Genomic DNA, 16,765 nt, shown 5'->3' on the forward strand with positions numbered 1-16,765 from the left:
GGCGTACGGGCCGGTGCGGCCCGGTCGGTGTCGGTTTCGTAGGGGATCAACGGCGGGGACGGCCGTGGGGTTCCCGTGCCAGGCTGCGGGATGTTGGGGAGGAGCGCGACATGGACGACCCGGTTGGCGCAGGCGGAGCGGAATCCCGGCGACCGGTTCGCGGGGCCTATCGGGAGCGGGCGTCACGGCTGGCGGGGGCGGTGCTGTGGACCACCACCACGGTGCCGGGCGCCGACCCGGTGCTGCCCGACGGCTGCACGGACCTGATCTGGAGCAGGGGGCGGCTGCTGGTGGCCGGGCCGGACACCGGGCCGCAGCCCGCGGACGAGGCCGTGGCGGCCGGGACGCGGTGGGTGGGCCTGCGGTTCGCACCGGGGCAGGGGCCCGCGGTCTTCGGGGTGCCGGCGCACGAACTGCGCGACCGGCGCGTGCCGTTGGCGGAGCTGTGGGGCGCCCGGCGGGCCCGGGAACTGGCCGAGCGGGCGGCGGAGAGCGCCGGTCCCGGGGCCGTGCTGGAGGCGGCGGCGCGGGACCGGCTGCGGGCGGGCGGAGAAGGCGCCGGCGGGCCCGGCGCGCTGCCGGGGCGGTCCGCGCGTACCGGGGCGATCGTGGCCGCGCTCGGGCGCGGCCGGCCGGTGGCCGAGGCGGCCCGCCTGGCCGGGATGGGCGAACGGCAACTGCACCGGCACAGCCTGGCGGTGTTCGGGTACGGGCCGAAGACGCTGGGCCGGGTGCTGCGGCTGGTGCGGGCGCTGGAACTGGCCCGCGCCGGCGTCCCGTACGCCGAGGTCGCGGCGCGCGCCGGGTACGCGGACCAGGCCCATCTGGCGCGCGAGGTGAAGTCGCTGGCGGGGGCTCCTATGAGGGCGCTCCTCCGGGCGGGTTAGCGTGTCCGTTATGGACTACCAGGCCGTTCTTGAGGAGGTAGCGGCCTATGCGAGGCCGTTCGTGGGGCGCGGGCACGTCGCCGACTACATTCCGGCGTTGGCGGAGGTGTCCCCGGACCGGTTCGGGATCGCGGTAGCCGACATCAACGGCGAGGTCTACGGGACCGGTGACTGGGAGATCCCGTTCTCGGTCCAGTCGATCTCCAAGGCGTTCTCGCTGGCCTTGGTGATGGCCGGGTCCCACGGGCACGAGGACATCTGGCAGCGGGTCGGGCGGGAGCCCTCGGGGACGCCGTTCAACTCGCTGGTGCAGCTGGAGTGGGAGAACGGCATCCCGCGGAATCCTTTCATCAACGCCGGTGCGCTGGTGGTGACCGACCGGCTGCTGACGATGACCGGTGACGCGAGCACCTCGATGCTGGAGTTCCTCCAGGCCGAGAGCGGCAACGCGGAGCTGGCGTTCGACCAGACCGTGGCGGGTTCCGAGGCCGACCACGGGGACCGCAACGCGGCCCTGGCGCACTTCATGGCGTCGTTCGGCAACCTGGAGAACCCGGTGCCGAGCGTGATCGAGCACTACTTCTGGCAGTGCTCGATCGAGATGTCGTGCCGGGACCTGGCGGTGGCCGGCGGGTTCCTGGCCCGGCACGGGCTGCGGGCCGACGGGAGCCGGCTGCTGGAGGCGCGCGAGGCCAAGCGGATCAACGCGGTCATGCTGACCTGCGGGACCTACGACGCGGCGGGGGAGTTCGCGTACCGGGTCGGGCTGCCGGCGAAGAGCGGCGTGGGCGGCGGCATCGTGGCCGTGGTGCCCGGACGGTGCACGCTGTGCGTGTGGAGCCCGGGGCTGGACGCGCGGGGGAACTCGGTGGCCGGCATGGCGGCGCTGGACCACTTCACGACGCTGACGGGATGGTCGATCTTCTAGGCCCCTCGCCAACGGCGTTCCGTGCAGCCGGGCGGGGCGGTGGCCCCGCGGGCTGGCGTTGTGGGGTCGGGGGCGGCGGCGCATGGTGGGCGATAGGAGGTGCACCTGCCATGGAGCATGAGATGCGCGCTGAGTATGCGGAGGGCGTGCTGCCGCACGAGGACACACCGGTCAAGAAGTGGCACATGACCCGGGTGGGCGCGACGACCGCGATGTGCGGCCAGCCGCTGGCCCCGGCCGCCGCCACCCAATCGGCCGGTAGGTGGGGAACCGCGCAGGCGCAGCCGTTCTGCCGTACCTGCGGCGTGATGTACCTGGAGGAGCACCCCCAGGACACGGAGTGACCGGCCGGGCCGCGGTGGCCCCGGCCGGCCGGACCGGTCAGGGCAGCGGGGCGAACAGGTCGACGCCGCGGCCGTCGGGATCCTGGACGACGGCGTAGCGCTGGCCCCAGTCGGCGTCCCAGGGAGCCTTCTGCCCCGTGTGGCCGGCGGCGGTCAGCTCCGCGTACACGGCGTCGACGTGGGCCGGGTCCGCGCAGGCGAAGGCCAGGCCGGTGGGGGTGCCGGCCGGCGGCGGCGCCCAGCGGGGGTCGAGGGTGCGGGCGGTCTCATGGGTGTCCCACATCAGGCGCAGGCCGCCGGGGAGCGGGGCCTCGGCGTGCGGGGCGGTGTCGCAGCCGTCGGGGACGGCGAGGCCCAGTCGTCGGTAGAACGCCAGGGAGGCGGCCATGTCGGCCACGACCAGGCCGATCGCGTCGAGGCGGGGTGCGGGTCGGGTGCTCATGGCGGCGAGCGTAGGAGCACCCCCGGGGCGCCGTCTTGAAGGAATCGGACGCCGTCAGGGGCTGTGGACGACCTGGCCCGCGTAGGAGAGGTTGCCGCCGAAGGCGAAGAGCAGGACGGGTGCGCCGGCCGGCACCTCGCGCCGTTCCACCAGCTTGGACAGGGCGAGCGGGACCGAGGCGGCCGAGGTGTTGCCGGAGTCGACGACGTCCCGGGCGACGACCGCGTTGACCGCGCCGAGGCGCTCCGCGAACGGCTCGATGATCCGCAGGTTGGCCTGGTGGAGGACGACGCCGGCGAGGTCCTCGGGGCGGAGGCCGGCCCGGTCGCAGACCTGGCGGGCGATCGCGGGGAGCTTGGTGGTGGCCCAGCGGTAGACGGTCTGGCCCTCCTGGGAGAAGCGGGACGGGTCGCCCTCGATGCGGACCGCGTTGCCCATCTCGGGCACCGAGCCCCACAGGACCGGGCTGATCCGGGGTTCGGTCGAGGCGGTGACCACCGCGGCGGCGGCGCCGTCCCCGACCAGGACGCAGGTGGAGCGGTCGGTCCAGTCGACCACGTCGGTGAACTTCTCGGCGCCGATGACCAGGGCGTGCCGCGCGGCGCCGGCCCGGATGGTGTGGTCGGCGGTGGCCAGCGCGTGGGTGAAGCCGGCGCAGACCACGTTGAGGTCCATCGTGGCCGGAGAGGCCAGGCCCAGGCGGGCCGCGACCCGGGCCGCGGTGTTGGGGCTGCGGTCGGTCGCGGTGCAGGTGGCGACCAGGACCAGGTCGATGTCCCCGGGGGACAGGCCGGCGGCGGCCAGCGCCTTCGCGGCGGCCGCGGCCGCCATCGCGTCGACCGTCTCGTCCGGTGCCGCGATATGGCGGGTGCGGATGCCGACGCGGCTGCGGATCCAGGCGTCGTCGGTGTCGACCATCGCGGCGAGGTCGTCGTTGGTGAGCACACGGGAGGGCTGGTAATGGCCGAGGGCCAGGATGCGCGACCCGGTCATGAGGTCCCCTGAGGTACGTGGAGCGGGCGGTACCCGGACAGTCTCGCCGCTCGGCGGCGGGGGACGGCTGTGCGAATCACCAACGTTCGGCGGCGAGAACTGGAGGCTTCCGACGCTCCCGGCCCCGGCGGCGCGGGTGCGCGGCCGGGGCCGGGGCGGGCGGCGACGGGCTCAGGCCAGGGCGCGAAAGCGCCGCAGGCGGAGGCTGTTGCCGACGACGAAGACCGAGGAGCAGGCCATCGCGGCGCCGGCGATCATCGGGTTGAGCAGGCCGGCGGCGGCCAGCGGCAGCGCGGCGACGTTGTAGCCGAACGCCCAGAAGAGGTTGCCGCGGATGGTGCCGAGGGTGGCGCGGGCGAGCCGGATGGCGTCCGCCGCGGTGCGCAGATCGCCGCGGACCAGGGTCAGATCGCCGGCCTCGATGGCGGCGTCGGTGCCGGTGCCCATCGCCAGCCCCAGGTCGGCGCGGGCCAGCGCGGCCGCGTCGTTGACCCCGTCGCCGACCATGGCGACCGAGCGGCCCTCGGCCTGGAGGCGCTCGACGACGGCGACCTTCTCCTCGGGCAGCACCTCGGCGATCACCTCCTCGATGCCGACCTCCGCGGCGACGGACTCGGCGACCGCGCGGTTGTCGCCGGTCAGCAGCACCGGCGTCAGCCCCAGCGCGCGCAGCCGGCGGACCGCCTCGGCGCTGGTCGGCCTGACCGCGTCGGAGACCACCAGCACGGCGCGGGCCGCACCGTCCCAGCCGACCGCGACCGCGGTGTGCCCGGCCCGCTCGGCCGCGTCCTTGGCCTCGGCCAGCGCCGGCGGCAGCGGCAGGCCGCGGTCGTTCAGCAGCCGCTCGCGGCCGACGAGGACGCTGTGCCCCTCGACGGAACCGCGGACCCCGAGGCCGGGGAGGCCCTCGAAGTCCTCGGGCGCCGGCAGCGTGCCGGTGGGCTCGGCCTCCTGGGCGGCGGTGGCGACGGCCCGGCCGATGGGGTGCTCGGAGGCGTGCTCCAGCGCGCCGGCCAGCCGCAGCGCCTGCGCGCGGGTCACGCCGTCGGCGAGATGGACGCCGGTCAGGGTCATCACGCCGGTGGTGACGGTGCCGGTCTTGTCCAGGACGACGGTGTCGACGGTGCGGGTGGTCTCCAGCACCTCCGGGCCCTTGAGGAGGATGCCGAGCTGGGCGCCGCGGCCGGTGCCGACCATCAGGGCGGTGGGCGTGGCGAGCCCCAGCGCGCACGGGCAGGCGATGATCAGCACCGCGACCGCGGCGGTGAAGGCGGCCACCGCGCTGTGGCCGGTGAGGAGCCAGAGGCCGAGGGTGCCCAGGGCGAGCGCGATGACGACCGGGACGAAGACCGCGGAGATCTTGTCGGCCAGCCGCTGCGCCGCCGCCTTGCCGTTCTGCGCGTCCTCCACCAGGCGCGCCATCCGGGCCAGTTGGGTGTCCGCGCCGACCCGGGTGGCCTCGACGACCAGCCGGCCGCCGGCGTTGACGGTGGCGCCGGTGACGGTGTCGCCGGGGGCCACCTCCACGGGGACGGACTCGCCGGTCAGCATCGAGGAGTCGACGGCCGAGGAGCCCTCCAGCACCCGCCCGTCGGTGGCGATCTTCTCCCCGGGGCGGACGACGAAGCGGTCGCCGACCCGCAGCTCGCCGACCGGGACGCGGACCTCGCGCCCGCCGCGGAGCACCGCCACGTCCCGCGCTCCCAGCTCCAGCAGGGCGCGCAGGGCGGCGCCGGCCCGCCGCTTCGCGCGGGCCTCGGCGTAGCGGCCGGCCAGGATGAAGGCGGTGACACCGGCCGCGGTCTCCAGATAGAGGGCGCCGCCGCCGTCGGTGCGGGCCAGGGCCAGCTCGAAGGGGTGAGTCATCCCGGGCGTCCCGGCCGTCCCGAAGAACAGCGCCCACAGCGACCAGCCGAAGGCGGCGAGGGTGCCCAGGGAGATCAGGGTGTCCATGGTGGCCGCGCCGTGCCGCAGATTGGTCCAGGCGGCCCGGTGGAAGGGCCACGCCCCGTACACCGCCACCGGCGCGGCCAGGGTCAGCGAGAGCCACTGCCAGTTGGTGAACTGGAGCGCGGGGACCATCGCCATCAGGATCACCGGGACGGCGAGCGTCAGGGAGATCGTCAGGCGCTGCCGGAGGGCGGCGAGCGGGCCGTCGTCCTCCGGGGCCGGACCGCCCTCGGCGTCCCCGGTGGACGGCTCCGGGGCCGGCGGCTCGGGGACCGCGGCGGTGTAGCCGGTCCGCTCCACGGTGGCGATCAGGGCGGCGGTGTCCACGCCGCTGCCCTCCGCGAGCATCACCTGCGCCTTCTCGGTGGCGTAGTTGACGGTGGCGGTGACCCCGTCCATGCGGTTGAGCTTCTTCTCGACGCGGGCCGCGCACGAGGCGCAGGTCATCCCGCCGATCTCCAGCTCGACGACGGGCCCGTCGATCGCGGTGGTCATGAGGGCGGTTCCTCCTGTTCACGGGGCCGTGGGGGCGCCGGCTCGCGGACGGTTCCCGTCCACCGTCCGCCGACTCCCGCACCACTGTACCCCCCTGGGGTATTTCGCCAGTGCGGCCCCGCCGTGCCCCCGCCATCCCCGCCGTCCCCGCCGTCCCCGCCGTCCCCGCCGTCCCCGCCGTCCGCCGCCCCCGCCGATTCCGCCGCCCGGAGCGCCCGGCCGCCCAACGCCCGCAGATACGCGGCGAGCTCGGCCGGTTCGTGCACCGTGAACTCCAAGCCCAGCAGCGTCAGCCGCATCGCCAGCCACTCCAACGAGTCGGGCGTGCTGTGCCAGCGGCAGGACCCCGCGTCGAGCGGGGTGGCCTCGCCCGCCGCCGGGCCGCCGAGCCGGGCGGCCACCTCGCCGGCCGGCCCGTGCACCGTCACCACCGCCCGGTACCCCGTCGTCAACCCGCGCATCCGCTCCCGGACGTACGCCCCGGCGTCGTCGGCCGGCAGCGTGCGCGGCGGGGTCCGCACCCCGGTGGCGAACGGCTCGCTCAGCCGGTCCACCCGGAAGATCCGCCAGTCGTCGCGGTCGTTGTCGAACGCCACCAGGTACCAGCGGCGGCCCGCGGCGACCAGCCGGTGCGGCTCCACCAGGCGCCGGCTCAGCTCGCCCGCGCCGGCCCGGTAGCGGAAGCGCACCCGCTCGTGGTTGGCGATCGCCGCGGCCAGCACCGTCAGATGCTCCGGGTCGACGGTCGGGCCGTCGGCGGCAGGCATCGGGACGGTGGCTGTGCCCAGGGTGCCCACCCGCCGCCGCAACCGGGCCGGGAGCACCTGCTCCAGCTTGGCCAGCGCCCGGACCGACGCCTCCTCTATGCCCACGATGGTGTGCCCGGCGGTCGAGCGCAGGCCCACCGCGATGGCCACCGCCTCCTCGTCGTCGAGCAGCAGCGGCGGCATCGCGGTGCCCGCGGCCAGCCGGTAGCCGCCCTCGGCGCCCATCGTGGCGTGCACCGGATACCCCAGATCGCGCAGCCGCTCCACATCGCGGCGGATGGTCCGGGTGGTCACCCGCAGCCGCGCGGCCAGCTCCCGGCCGGGCCACTCCCGGGGGGTCTGGAGCAGGGACAGCAGGTTCAGCAGGCGTGCCGACGTCTCACTCATGGGTCGATGATGGGGGAGGTAGTAGGACGGAAGCTGTCCTAGAGAGCCACCGGTCGTCCTCGGGCCCCTGCCGCGCCGGGCGCACGTCGGGCGCACGCCGGGGGCGCAGGGGCAAACGGACGGCAGGGGGCGGGCCACGGGACGGTGCGGAGTGCGCAAAATCCGGCCGCGGCGCCTGTGCCGCGGGCGCCCACGGGCGATACTTGGCCGGTGTCGATGATCAGCAACCTCCGCAAAGCCGTCCGGCTGCCGCAGCCGCGTCGGGGCGGGGTGGACCTCAGCCACCCGGCCCGCTCGCCGCTCGGCACCGCCGTGGTGAACTGCGCGGTCTACGTGGCCGGGGTGCGCCAGGAGGGCCACCTGCCGGCCCAGGAGGCGATCCGGCAGGTCCGGCGGAGCGGCGACGGCTTCGTGTGGATCGGGCTGCACGAGCCGTCCGAGGTCGAGTTCGCCGGCATCGTCGAGCTGTTCGGGCTGCACCCGCTCGCCGTCGAGGACGCCGTCCACGCCCACCAGCGCCCCAAGCTGGAGAACTACGACGACTCGCTGTTCACCGTCTTCAAGACCGTCCGCTACGTGGAGCACGACCAGCTCACCGACACCAGCGAGGTCGTCGACACCGGCGAGATCATGGTCTTCACCGGCGCCGACTTCGTGATCACCGTGCGGCACGGCGGGCACGGCTCGCTGGGTCCGCTGCGCGAGCAGCTGGAGCGCGATCCCGAGCAGCTGGCGCTAGGCCCGTCCGCGGTGCTGCACGCCATCGCCGACCTCGTCGTGGACGACTACCTCGACGTCGCCGCCGCCGTCCAGGACGACATCGACGACGTCGAGAGCGAGGTCTTCTCCATACGGGGCAGCCGCGGCGCCGGCCGGATCTACCAGCTCAAGCGCGAACTGCTGGAGTTCAAGCGGGCGGTGACCCCGCTGGACCGCCCCCTCCAGGAGCTTGCCACCCGCTCGCTGCAGCACATCGACCCCCGGATCAAGACCTACTTCCGGGACGTCGCGGACCACCTCGACCGGGTCCGGGAGCAGATCACCGGCTTCGACGAACTGCTCAACTCGATACTCCAGGCGCATCTCGCCCAGGTCGCCAACGCCCAGAACGAGGCGATGCGCCGGATGTCCGCCTGGGCGGCGATCCTGGCCGTCCCCACCATGGTCACCGGCGTCTACGGCATGAACTTCGAGTACATGCCGGAGAAGAACTGGACCTTCGGCTACCCGATGGTGATCGTCCTGACGGTGTCGATCTGCTGGATGATGCACCGCGGCTTCCGGCGGAACGGCTGGCTGTAGGGCCGGCCGCCGACCGGTCGCCCCGCACCGGGCGGTGAACTCACCTGCGCCTCCCGGCACTTGACGACCGGCCCCAGCCAGCGCTCAGCGCCCCGCCACGTGCAGCGGCCGTGCCGCGCCGAACCCCATCACCACCTGCGGGACCAGCAGCACCAGCAGCACCGCCAGCGGCGCCGTCCAGGTGCCCGAGGCGTCGTGCACGGCGCCCAGGACCGCCGGACCGGTGGCGGCGAGGATATAGCCGAAGCACTGGGCCATGCTGGAGAGTTGGGCGGTGTGCCGGGCGTCCGGGGCGCGCTGGACGATGAACAGCAGCGCCAGGCTGATCGCCGCGCCCTGGCCCAGGCCCAGCAGCGTCATCCACACGTACGCGCCGCCGACCGGCGCCGCCCAGACCCCGACGAAGCCCGCCGCGCAGAGCACCGCGCCCAGTGCGGCCAGCGCGCGGGCCGGCAGCCGGCGGCCGACGACCACCGGCGCCAGGAACGAGCCCGCGATGCCCAGCAGCGAGGAGAACGACAGCATCCAGCCGGCGTCGCCCGCGTCCATCCCGGCGTCCTTGAGCATCGTCGGCAGCCAGGCGGCGGCCGCGTAGTAACTCAGCGACTGCAACCCCATGTAGCCGGTGACCTGCCAGGCCAGCGGGGAGCGCCACAGTCCGCGCACCGGGTGGGCGGCCTGCCGGGCGGCCGCCGCGGACACCTGGGTGCGGGTGCGGACCTGCGGCAGCCAGACCACCAGCGCGAGCACCGCCAGCGCGCCCCAACAGGCCAGCGCGGTCTGCCAGGTGAGATGCGCGGCCTGCTGCACGGGGACGGTGATGCCGGCGGCCAGCGCCGCGCCGCCGAACAGCGACATCGAGTACAGCCCGGTCATCAGGCCGGCCCGCGCCGGGAAGTCCCGCTTGATCAGGCTGGGCAGCAGGACGTTGGCGACGGCGATACCGGCGCCGATCACGACCGTCCCGGCGAACAGCGCCACCACCGAGTCCAGCAGCCGCACCCCGGCGCCCAGGCAGATCAGCACCATGGTGCCCAGCAGCGAGCGCTCCATCCCCAGGCGCCGGCCCAGCCGCGGCGCGACCGGCGCCAGCAGCCCGAAGCAGAGCAGCGGCAGCGCGGTCAGCAGACTGGTGGCGGCCGCCGACATCCCGCTCTCGGTGCGGATGGTGCCGGCCAGCGGGGAGACCGCGACCAGCGCGGGGCGCAGGTTCAGCGCCAGCAGGACGACGCCGAGGCCGAGCACGACGGCGCGGCGGCCGGTGGCGCCGCCAGGGGCGGGGGCGTCCCCGGCCGCGGCGTCCGGCTCGCCGGCCGGGCGCGGCCGGGCCGGGGGTATCTCCGTTGTCGGTCCTTGTGTCATGACCGGGGTTCCTCCGATGTCCGCTCTTCTTCGTCCGCCGGCTCGCCGGGCGCCGCGCGCAGCACGTCGGCCGCCTCCGCGAGGTGCGCCAGCGCCGCCCGCTCGGCGGCGTCCGGATCGCGCGCCTCGATGGCGTCGACGATCGCGGTGTGCGCGTCGCGCTGGTGCCGGACCGCGTCGGGCAGCAGCGGTGTGCCGACCACGGCCTGCAACGCCTCCCGCAGCGCATCGCTGAACTGCTCGTACAGCTCGGCCAGCAGGGTGTTGTGCGCGGCGGCCGCCACCGCCTGGTGGAAGCGCATGTCCGCCTCGACGAACCGGGTCACGTCGCCGGCCTCCCAGGCCCGGCCGCGCACCGCCAGCGCCTCGCGCAGCGCGGCCAGGTCCTCGTCGCTGCGGCGCTCGGCCGCATGGCGGGCGGCATCGCGCTCCAGGCACGAACGGACCTCGTACGCCTCCAGGTTGGCGGCCCGGCGCAGCCGGCGCTGGACGGCGGCCCCGAAGCCGCTGCGGGCTCGGACGTAGGTCCCGTCGCCCTGTCGCGGCTGAAGCATTCCGGTGTGCACCAGGGCGCGGACCGCCTCGCGGACGGTGTTCCGGCCGACGTCCAGCTGCTCCACGAGCACCGGCTCGGCCGGGATCTTCGCGCCGACCGGCCACTCGCCGTCGGCGATCAGCCGCTCCATCTGCTCGATGACCAGCTCGACGAGGCTGGTGCGGGCGGTACTGCGCAGCGGCATCGGCGCCGTCCTCTCGTCCGCGTCACGCGGTGTCTGCGTCCGCCGGTGCCGCGCGGGCCCGGTCCCGGATTCCACCGGTGATGGGAACATCCCATGTTTAGCGGTGTCAAATGACCGGGCTTAGCCTGAGGGCGGCGACGCCCCGCGGCGGACCGGGCCCGCCCGGCCCCTTCCGGCGGACCGCGCCGCCGCTCGGACGCACGACACGGAGGCCCGCGGACCCATGGACGAGCCAGCCCGCCGCCCACCGCCCTGGCAGGGCGAGTGGCCGGTGATCGGCGCGGTGGCCGCGGGCGGCGGCCTCGGCGCCGCGGCCCGCTACGGCGCCGGCCTGCTCTGGCCGACCGCCCGGGACGCCTTCCCCTGGACCACGCTCCTGGTCAACGTGGTCGGCTGCGCCCTGATGGGCGTGCTGATGGTGCTGATCACCGAGGTCTGGACCGCCCACCGGCTGCTCCGCCCGTTCCTGGGCACCGGCGTCCTCGGCGGCTTCACCACCTTCTCCACCTACGCCGTGGACATCCAGCGCCTGACGGGCGCCGGGCGGTTGCCGCTGGCCCTGGCCTACCTCGCGGGCACCCTGCTCGCCGCGCTGGCCGCGGTGGCGCTCGCCGGGGCCGCCACCCGGGCGCTCCTGACCCCCGGGCGGCGAGCGGTATGACCGACGGTGCGGTGGAGCGCGGCCCGGCCGGGGCGTCGAGCGGGCCGGCGCCGTCCGGCGGCCCGGCCCTGCGGCTGACCGTCGTCGTCGGCGAACAGGACGTCTGGCACCACCGGCCGCTCTACGCGGAGATCGTGCACCGCGCCCGCGCGGCGGGACTGGCCGGGGCGAGCGTCTTCCGCGGGGTCGAGGGCTTCGGCGCGACCTCGCTGATCCACACCCACCGGCTGCTGTCGCTCAGCGAGGAACTGCCGGTCGCGGTGATCGTGGTGGACGCCGAGGAACGGGTGCGGGCCTTCCTGCCGCATGTGGCCGAACTCCTCGCCGACCGGGGCCTGGTGACCCTCGAACCATGCGAGCGGATCACGTTCCGGGGCCGGGCGGACGACGCCGCCGGCGGGGAGGACGCACACGGGTGAACTGGCTGCTGGTGGTGGCCGGTGCCATGGTCGGGGCACCGCTGCGCTTCCTCACCGACCGCTTCGTGCAGTCCCGGCACGACACCGTCTTCCCCTGGGGGACGTTCACCGTCAACGTCGTCGGCAGCCTGGTCCTGGGCGTGTTGGTCGGCGCCGCCGACCCGGACACCCAACTGGCGCTCGGCACCGGCGTGTGCGGGGCGCTGACGACCTATTCGACCTTCTCCTACGAGACCCTGCGGCTGACCGCCGACGGGGCGCGCTGGTACGCGGTGCTCAACGTGGCGCTGAGCCTGGTCGCCGGACTGGCCGCCGCCGGCGCCGGGTTGGCCCTCGGCCGGGCCCTCCGATCCTAGGGCCGGCCGTCACACTCGACGGCGCCCGGCCTGCCCTTCGGGCAGACGGTAAGGCCCCTGAGCCTGTCAACTGCCCGCACACACGCAAGCGGTGGGGCTCCCGGAAGGAGCCCCACCGCAAGGGCGGACGTGCGGAGTGCGAGGGCTGGTGGGGGGTACGGAGCAGGCCGCCAGGTGCCCGCTCCGTCAGCCCCGGCCCGCCGTCTGCCCGGCCACCGTCAGCCCGGCCGGGTGGACGGCGGGCGACCGCCGTGCCGCGTCCCGGGAACGACCCGGGAGGTCAGCCGCCGAAGCGGACGCCGGCCAGGCCGTTGGCCCAGAGCTGGTCCACCTGGGCGCGCTCATTGGCGTCCGGCTGGGTGTTCTGGCAGGACGTGCCGGGCCCGCCGCCGGACATCAGCTCGCTGCACGGGCCCTCGTAGTGGTCCGGCAGCCCCAGCACGTGGCCGGTCTCGTGGGCGACCACGCGGGTGGAGTTGTACTGCTGGGTCTGGCTGTAGTCGATGAAGACGAAGCCCTTGCCGTGCCCGTCGGTGCTCGCGTACGAACCGCGCGGGTCGTTGCCCTCCTTGTACTGGAAGTCGCCGCCGCTGCCCTCCTGGAGCTTGACGTTCTGGACGGCGCTGTTCCAGATGGAGGCGCTCTGGGATATCTGGCCGGCGAAGGTGGGGGCGGCGCTCGCGTCGTAGGTGACGGTCACCGACTTCAGGTGCGGGTTGGCCTTCAGCTTGGCCTTGGCCGACTTCATGACGGCCTCGAAGAACGCCTTGGTGTTCGCCTTCTCGGCGGCCGAGCCGGTGTAGGCGGCGATCGAGGCGGGGGTGCTGCGGTGGGAGGCGGAGTGCGCGGCGGGGGAAGTCGCCGACACCGGGGCCGCAGCGGCGAGCGCGGCGGCCAGGCCCAGACCGAGCGCAGCCGACAGCGCCGTCTTGGGAGATCTCATGTGGGGGGCTCCTTAAAGTTCCGAGGGGCCGTACGGCCGCCGTGTGGGGCGGCGGCCGGGGCCCTGCGGATTTCTTGGTGCCGTTGAGTGTGGACGGAGTTCACCCGTGGGGCGGAGATGCCAGGTGGCGATAGCGCGAGCCAATACCCCTGGTGTCGCCAGGCCAACGCGGCGGTGAAAAACCGGAGTTCAGACCGGTCTGAGAGTCTGGTGTGAGCCGCGCCCGCGCGTTTATGCTCCGCTCGTGGAGCTAGAGGTAAGGCACCTTCGCGCCCTGTGCGCCATCGCCGACACCGGCAGCGTGCGCAAGGCGGCCCGGCAGCTGGGGATGGCGCAGCCCTCCTTGACCACCCAGCTCCACCGCATCGAGAAGGCCCTCGGCGGTCAGCTCTTCTTCCGCGAGCCGACCGGCAGCCGGCCCACCCCCCTGGGGCATTCCGTGCTCTGCCGCGCCCGGCCGATAGTGGCCGAGATGCGGGCACTTGTCGAGGACATCGCCTCGGTCTCCGTGCGGGCGGAGGGCACCCGGCTGCGGATCGGCAGCACCAACAGCCCGGCCGTCGCGGGCTGGTTGCGCCGGCTGCGCACCCGGCTGCCGGAGACCGACACCACGATACGCACCGATGTGTCCGCCAACGCCCTGCTGCACATGGTCGACATGGGGCAGCTCGACGCGGCCTTCGTGCACGAGGTCGAGGGCGCCCCGCTGCGCGTCCCCGACGGGCTGGCCGTCCATGAACTCCTCGCCCGCGAACCGCAGTTCATCGCCCTCGCGGAGACCCACCCGGCGGCCGCCCACCCCGTGGTGCGGGTCGCCGACCTGGCCACCGACCAGTGGATGGTCGACCCCACCGTCGACGGCGAGTGGGCCGGCCTGCGCCGCATCTGGTCCGCCGCCGGCGTCAACCCCCGGGTCGTGCACGGCGATTACCTCACCGCCGTGGACCTCGTCATGGCCGGCGAGGTGGTCACCCCCTGCCAGCCCACCGCCCGCCCCCGCCCCGGCATGGCGATCCGCCCCCTGCACGGCGATCCGCTGGCGGTCCGGCTCTTCATGGCCTGCCGCACCGACGGCCCGCCGGCCGCCTCCGCCACCAACCTCTTCACCGACCTCACCGCCGCCTACATGGAGATCGCCTGGGCCAGCGAGGCCTACCGGGACTGGCTGGTGAGCCACGGCGGCCTGCTCACGGACGGCCACCACGGAGTCAGGGGCTTATAGGACGGGGCTATCACCTGGCGGGGCGGGGGCGCGGCATGCGTTCTCGACGCGGGGACGAGCGGCGACCTCCAGGCGGACGGTCGCGCGCGACGACGGCCGGGCAAAACACCGCACCCGGCCCGCCGGCACCGTCGGCTTGCGACGGTGGGGCGGACCGGGTGCGGTGCGGCCGGCGGTCGGTGGAGCGCCGGTCGGGGCGTGAGCGGGGCTCAGGCCTTCTTGGTCTCCTAGTAATGGGGTGGGGCGGTGACCTGTGGCGAGGGGTGCTGTGGGTCGCTGACCTGGCCTTTTGTCGACTGGTAGCGATGGGGTGCGACGGTCGCCATCGGGTGTCTTGCGGACTGTGTGCGGACTGCGGCAGCGCTTCGCCGTCGGACAGCGGTGGCCTTGCTTCTCTGGCGCAGTGCTGGTCCAGGGGGAGCGGGCCTTCCTCATGTCTCAGCGTTTGTGGAAGAAGTGATGGACCACGGGGCGCTGATGGTGCCGTCCGGCTCCCAACCGTAGTCTTTCAGCCGCTTCGCTTCCTCGCGGCGTCCTATGTGCTGGCGGCGGCAGCCGGCGGTGTGTCGACTGCCCTGGTGAACGGGCTTGTCGACTTCGTCGTCGAAGCCGTACGGATCGTACCGGGACCATGACCTGTAGTTGGTGCCTCTATCGCCAGCCGTTGAGGGAGACCTGCGAGCCTCCCGAGAGGTACCGGCGAAGGGCGCTTGAGGTGGTGTCCACGAAGTTCTCAGGGATTGCGTCGGTGTTGACCCACCGGACTTGGGCGTGCTTGCGAGGTTCGAGGTTTTCGGGCTCGCCTACCCACTCGTGGGCGACGAAGACGACCGTGAGGAAGCCGTTGGGGGCTTCCACGCCCCAAGAGCCGTGGATGATGTGGGCGACCTTGAGCGCATCCGGTTTTACGGTCATGCCGGTCTCCTCGTACAGCTCGCGTACGGCGGTTTCGGTGATGGGCTCGCCGGGTTCGCTTTTGCCGACGGGGAGGTCCCACATGCCCTGGGCGAACTTGGCGTTCTCGCTGCGCTGGAGGAGGACGACGCGGTTGGTGGCTTTGTCGTGAACGATGACGGCGGCGACCAGCAGGGTCATCGATTCGAGCGCCGGCTTGAGGGCCTTCGGCTGGGCGTCGGTCTGCTGGGTCACGGGAGTTCCCTTCGTCGGGCGGGTGTCGGGCATGTTAGGCCAGGGCTTCGCGGGCGCGGCGGGCGAGATCGGCGGCGCCGGGAACGCGGCGGCGCTGGTAGACCGCGAGCGTGGAGCGGAGCGAGGCGATCGCCTTGCGGGTGCGGTCGGAGGTCATGCCCTCCATGAGGGTCAGGGCCTGGGACCAGGCGGCGACAGCCTCGTCGGCGCGGGCCTGGGCGGCGAGGCTGTCGCCGAGGTCGGCATGGGTGAGGGCGTGGACGCGCTTGTACTTCTCGGGGTCCCAGCGGACGAGCGCGTCCCGATGCCGCTGCTCGGTGCCGACGTGGTCGGCGAGGTCGGTGAGCGTACGAGCGGTGTGGCTGGTGACGGTGCCGGCAGCCGGCCCGCTGACGAGGGAGTAGCTGGGCTGAGGGCCGTCGTCGCGAAGCAGAGCGTCTTCGGCGGCGAGCAAAGCGCGGGCCGCTTCGGATTTCTCGTCAATCGCAGCGAAGGCGCGGGCGTGAGTGATGTGGAGCAGCGCCTCGGTCTGACCGTCCACGCGACCAAGACCGCGGGCGAGGGCCCCTTCGACGAGGTCGACGCAGTGGCGAGGCTGCTTGAGGCTGAGGGCCTGGTGGGCGAGGGCGCGCATCATCCAGGCGGCGTGGCCGTGGGGGTCGGCCTCGCAGGCGAGTTGGTAGCCGACCTGGTAGTAGCGCTGGGCGGCGCCTTCCTGGCCGAGGTCGTGGTGCTTCCAGCCGGCCAGGTACGCGAGTTCGGCGACCGTACCGAAGGCGGCCTGGCGTAAGGCTTCGTTGGGGAAGCGTCCGCGGAGCATGGGGGCTGCGGTGTCGGCGAGGTAGGCGGTGACGGTGGTGAGGCCGTGGCCGCCGCCGAGGCGTTCGTCGGCGGCGCTGAAGGCTGCGGTGATCTGGTGTACGACGTCCACGTCCTCGACGCCCACCATGGCCGTGGCGGTGCGGGCGCGGAGCATGCGGGCGGTGGCCTCGTGGTCGTAGCCGAGCGGCATGGCAACGCCGGCGGTGGTGAAGGCCGCGATGGCGAGGAAGCGGCGCCGCTCGACGTCGGCGCGACCCAGGTCGGTGGCAGCGAGGACGGGGTCGGATTCGGTCGGCCCTTCGGCGTCATCGGCCTGAAGGCCGATCTCGGTCCGGGTGATCGTGCGGCCCGCTCGGCGGGACAGCGCCTCGGCCAGGTACTGACCTACCCGGCCCGAGGGAGTGCGGGCGCCGTTCACCCAGTGCGAGACGGCCGACTTGTTGGTCTGGAGGATCTCGCCGTTCTCGGCGGCGACGCGACGGACGTCCTTGGCCAGGGCGTCGTAGGTGCAGCCGATCGCGTCGATGGTCTCGCGCAGGCGGGAGTTGGGCGCCTTGGGCCGGTCCTTCTGCGCTGTCACGATTGCCTCCGAGTCG

At 74.0% G+C, this 16,765-nt stretch carries 16 protein-coding genes and 1 pseudogene; 8 read left to right on the plus strand and 9 right to left on the minus strand.

The window, feature by feature from the left end; translation table 11 throughout:
- The first annotated feature begins 110 nt into the window (after nt 1–110).
- The 3 genes from ACIQE0_RS16530 to ACIQE0_RS16540 all read left to right on the plus strand — a co-directional run bounded on the left by ACIQE0_RS16530 (nt 111) and on the right by ACIQE0_RS16540 (nt 2,159).
- The gene (locus tag ACIQE0_RS16530; RefSeq protein ID WP_402332544.1) at nt 111–887 is read left to right on the plus strand and encodes a helix-turn-helix domain-containing protein; all 777 of its coding nucleotides are present in this window, start codon (nt 111–113) and stop codon (nt 885–887) included.
- Nucleotides 888–897: 10 nt separating this feature from the next.
- Nucleotides 898–1,815 (plus strand): glutaminase, encoded by a 918-nt coding sequence (locus ACIQE0_RS16535; protein WP_366335095.1) that lies wholly within the window; start codon nt 898–900, stop codon nt 1,813–1,815.
- Nucleotides 1,816–1,925: 110 nt separating this feature from the next.
- A complete protein-coding gene (locus ACIQE0_RS16540; protein ID WP_366335093.1) occupies nt 1,926–2,159 on the plus strand; it encodes a hypothetical protein in 234 nt (77 codons plus the stop codon).
- A 37-nt stretch (nt 2,160–2,196) separates the two neighbouring features.
- Here the strand turns inward: ACIQE0_RS16540 and ACIQE0_RS16545 are convergent, their stop codons facing one another.
- The 4 genes and pseudogenes from ACIQE0_RS16545 to ACIQE0_RS16560 form a co-directional block, all read right to left on the minus strand.
- Nucleotides 2,197–2,601 (minus strand): VOC family protein, encoded by a 405-nt coding sequence (locus ACIQE0_RS16545; RefSeq protein ID WP_402332549.1) that lies wholly within the window; start codon nt 2,599–2,601, stop codon nt 2,197–2,199.
- A 54-nt stretch (nt 2,602–2,655) separates the two neighbouring features.
- A complete protein-coding gene (locus ACIQE0_RS16550) occupies nt 2,656–3,594 on the minus strand; it encodes a beta-ketoacyl-ACP synthase III (protein WP_402332552.1) in 939 nt (312 codons plus the stop codon).
- Between the two features lie 171 nt (nt 3,595–3,765).
- Entirely contained in the window at nt 3,766–6,039 is a 2,274-nt protein-coding gene (locus ACIQE0_RS16555; protein ID WP_402332555.1) for a heavy metal translocating P-type ATPase, read from the minus strand.
- Nucleotides 6,040–6,197: 158 nt separating this feature from the next.
- Nucleotides 6,198–7,193, minus strand: a pseudogene (locus tag ACIQE0_RS16560) (helix-turn-helix transcriptional regulator); the annotation flags it as partial.
- A 216-nt stretch (nt 7,194–7,409) separates the two neighbouring features.
- On the opposite strand from ACIQE0_RS16560, the gene corA reads away from it, so the two are divergent.
- On the plus strand, nt 7,410–8,495 hold the full coding sequence (gene corA, locus ACIQE0_RS16565; RefSeq protein WP_366335233.1) for a magnesium/cobalt transporter CorA: 1,086 nt from the start codon (nt 7,410–7,412) through the stop codon (nt 8,493–8,495).
- 84 nt (nt 8,496–8,579) lie between these two features.
- Here corA and ACIQE0_RS16570 read toward each other — a convergent pair whose 3' ends face one another.
- The gene (locus ACIQE0_RS16570) at nt 8,580–9,857 is read right to left on the minus strand and encodes a CynX/NimT family MFS transporter (protein WP_402332558.1); all 1,278 of its coding nucleotides are present in this window, start codon (nt 9,855–9,857) and stop codon (nt 8,580–8,582) included.
- Nucleotides 9,854–10,597 carry a FadR/GntR family transcriptional regulator gene (locus tag ACIQE0_RS16575; protein WP_366335081.1) on the minus strand — a complete coding sequence of 248 codons (744 nt, stop codon included), beginning with the start codon at nt 10,595–10,597 and terminating at the stop codon, nt 9,854–9,856. The genes ACIQE0_RS16570 and ACIQE0_RS16575 overlap by 4 nt, the downstream gene beginning before the upstream one ends.
- Before the next feature lie 223 nt (nt 10,598–10,820).
- On the opposite strand from ACIQE0_RS16575, the gene ACIQE0_RS16580 reads away from it, so the two are divergent.
- Genes ACIQE0_RS16580 through crcB form a run of 3 tightly spaced genes read left to right on the plus strand, consistent with a single transcriptional unit; the run spans nt 10,821 to nt 12,033 of the window.
- On the plus strand, nt 10,821–11,258 hold the full coding sequence (locus ACIQE0_RS16580; RefSeq protein ID WP_402332561.1) for a fluoride efflux transporter FluC: 438 nt from the start codon (nt 10,821–10,823) through the stop codon (nt 11,256–11,258).
- Nucleotides 11,255–11,677 (plus strand): DUF190 domain-containing protein, encoded by a 423-nt coding sequence (locus ACIQE0_RS16585; protein WP_402332564.1) that lies wholly within the window; start codon nt 11,255–11,257, stop codon nt 11,675–11,677. Before ACIQE0_RS16580 ends, ACIQE0_RS16585 begins: the two co-directional genes overlap by 4 nt.
- Complete coding sequence (crcB, locus tag ACIQE0_RS16590; protein ID WP_402332566.1) at nt 11,674–12,033, plus strand: fluoride efflux transporter CrcB; 360 nt, start codon at nt 11,674–11,676, stop codon at nt 12,031–12,033. The genes ACIQE0_RS16585 and crcB overlap by 4 nt, the downstream gene beginning before the upstream one ends.
- A gap of 280 nt (nt 12,034–12,313) precedes the next feature.
- Here the strand turns inward: crcB and snpA are convergent, their stop codons facing one another.
- On the minus strand, nt 12,314–12,976 hold the full coding sequence (gene snpA, locus ACIQE0_RS16595; RefSeq protein WP_366335073.1) for a snapalysin: 663 nt from the start codon (nt 12,974–12,976) through the stop codon (nt 12,314–12,316).
- 244 nt (nt 12,977–13,220) lie between these two features.
- Between snpA and ACIQE0_RS16600 the strand changes: the two genes are divergently transcribed.
- The gene (locus ACIQE0_RS16600) at nt 13,221–14,198 is read left to right on the plus strand and encodes a LysR family transcriptional regulator (RefSeq protein ID WP_366335071.1); all 978 of its coding nucleotides are present in this window, start codon (nt 13,221–13,223) and stop codon (nt 14,196–14,198) included.
- Nucleotides 14,199–14,849: 651 nt separating this feature from the next.
- Here ACIQE0_RS16600 and ACIQE0_RS16605 read toward each other — a convergent pair.
- Both ACIQE0_RS16605 and ACIQE0_RS16610 read right to left on the minus strand, forming a co-directional pair.
- Nucleotides 14,850–15,380 (minus strand): NUDIX domain-containing protein, encoded by a 531-nt coding sequence (locus tag ACIQE0_RS16605; RefSeq protein WP_402332570.1) that lies wholly within the window; start codon nt 15,378–15,380, stop codon nt 14,850–14,852.
- A gap of 1 nt (nt 15,381) precedes the next feature.
- Nucleotides 15,382–16,749 (minus strand): tetratricopeptide repeat protein, encoded by a 1,368-nt coding sequence (locus tag ACIQE0_RS16610; RefSeq protein WP_402332573.1) that lies wholly within the window; start codon nt 16,747–16,749, stop codon nt 15,382–15,384.
- Nucleotides 16,750–16,765: the final 16 nt, after the last annotated feature.

Origin of the sequence: Streptomyces sp. NPDC093097 (assembly GCF_044754325.1) — a bacterium.
Lineage (GTDB): Bacteria > Actinomycetota > Actinomycetes > Streptomycetales > Streptomycetaceae > Streptomyces.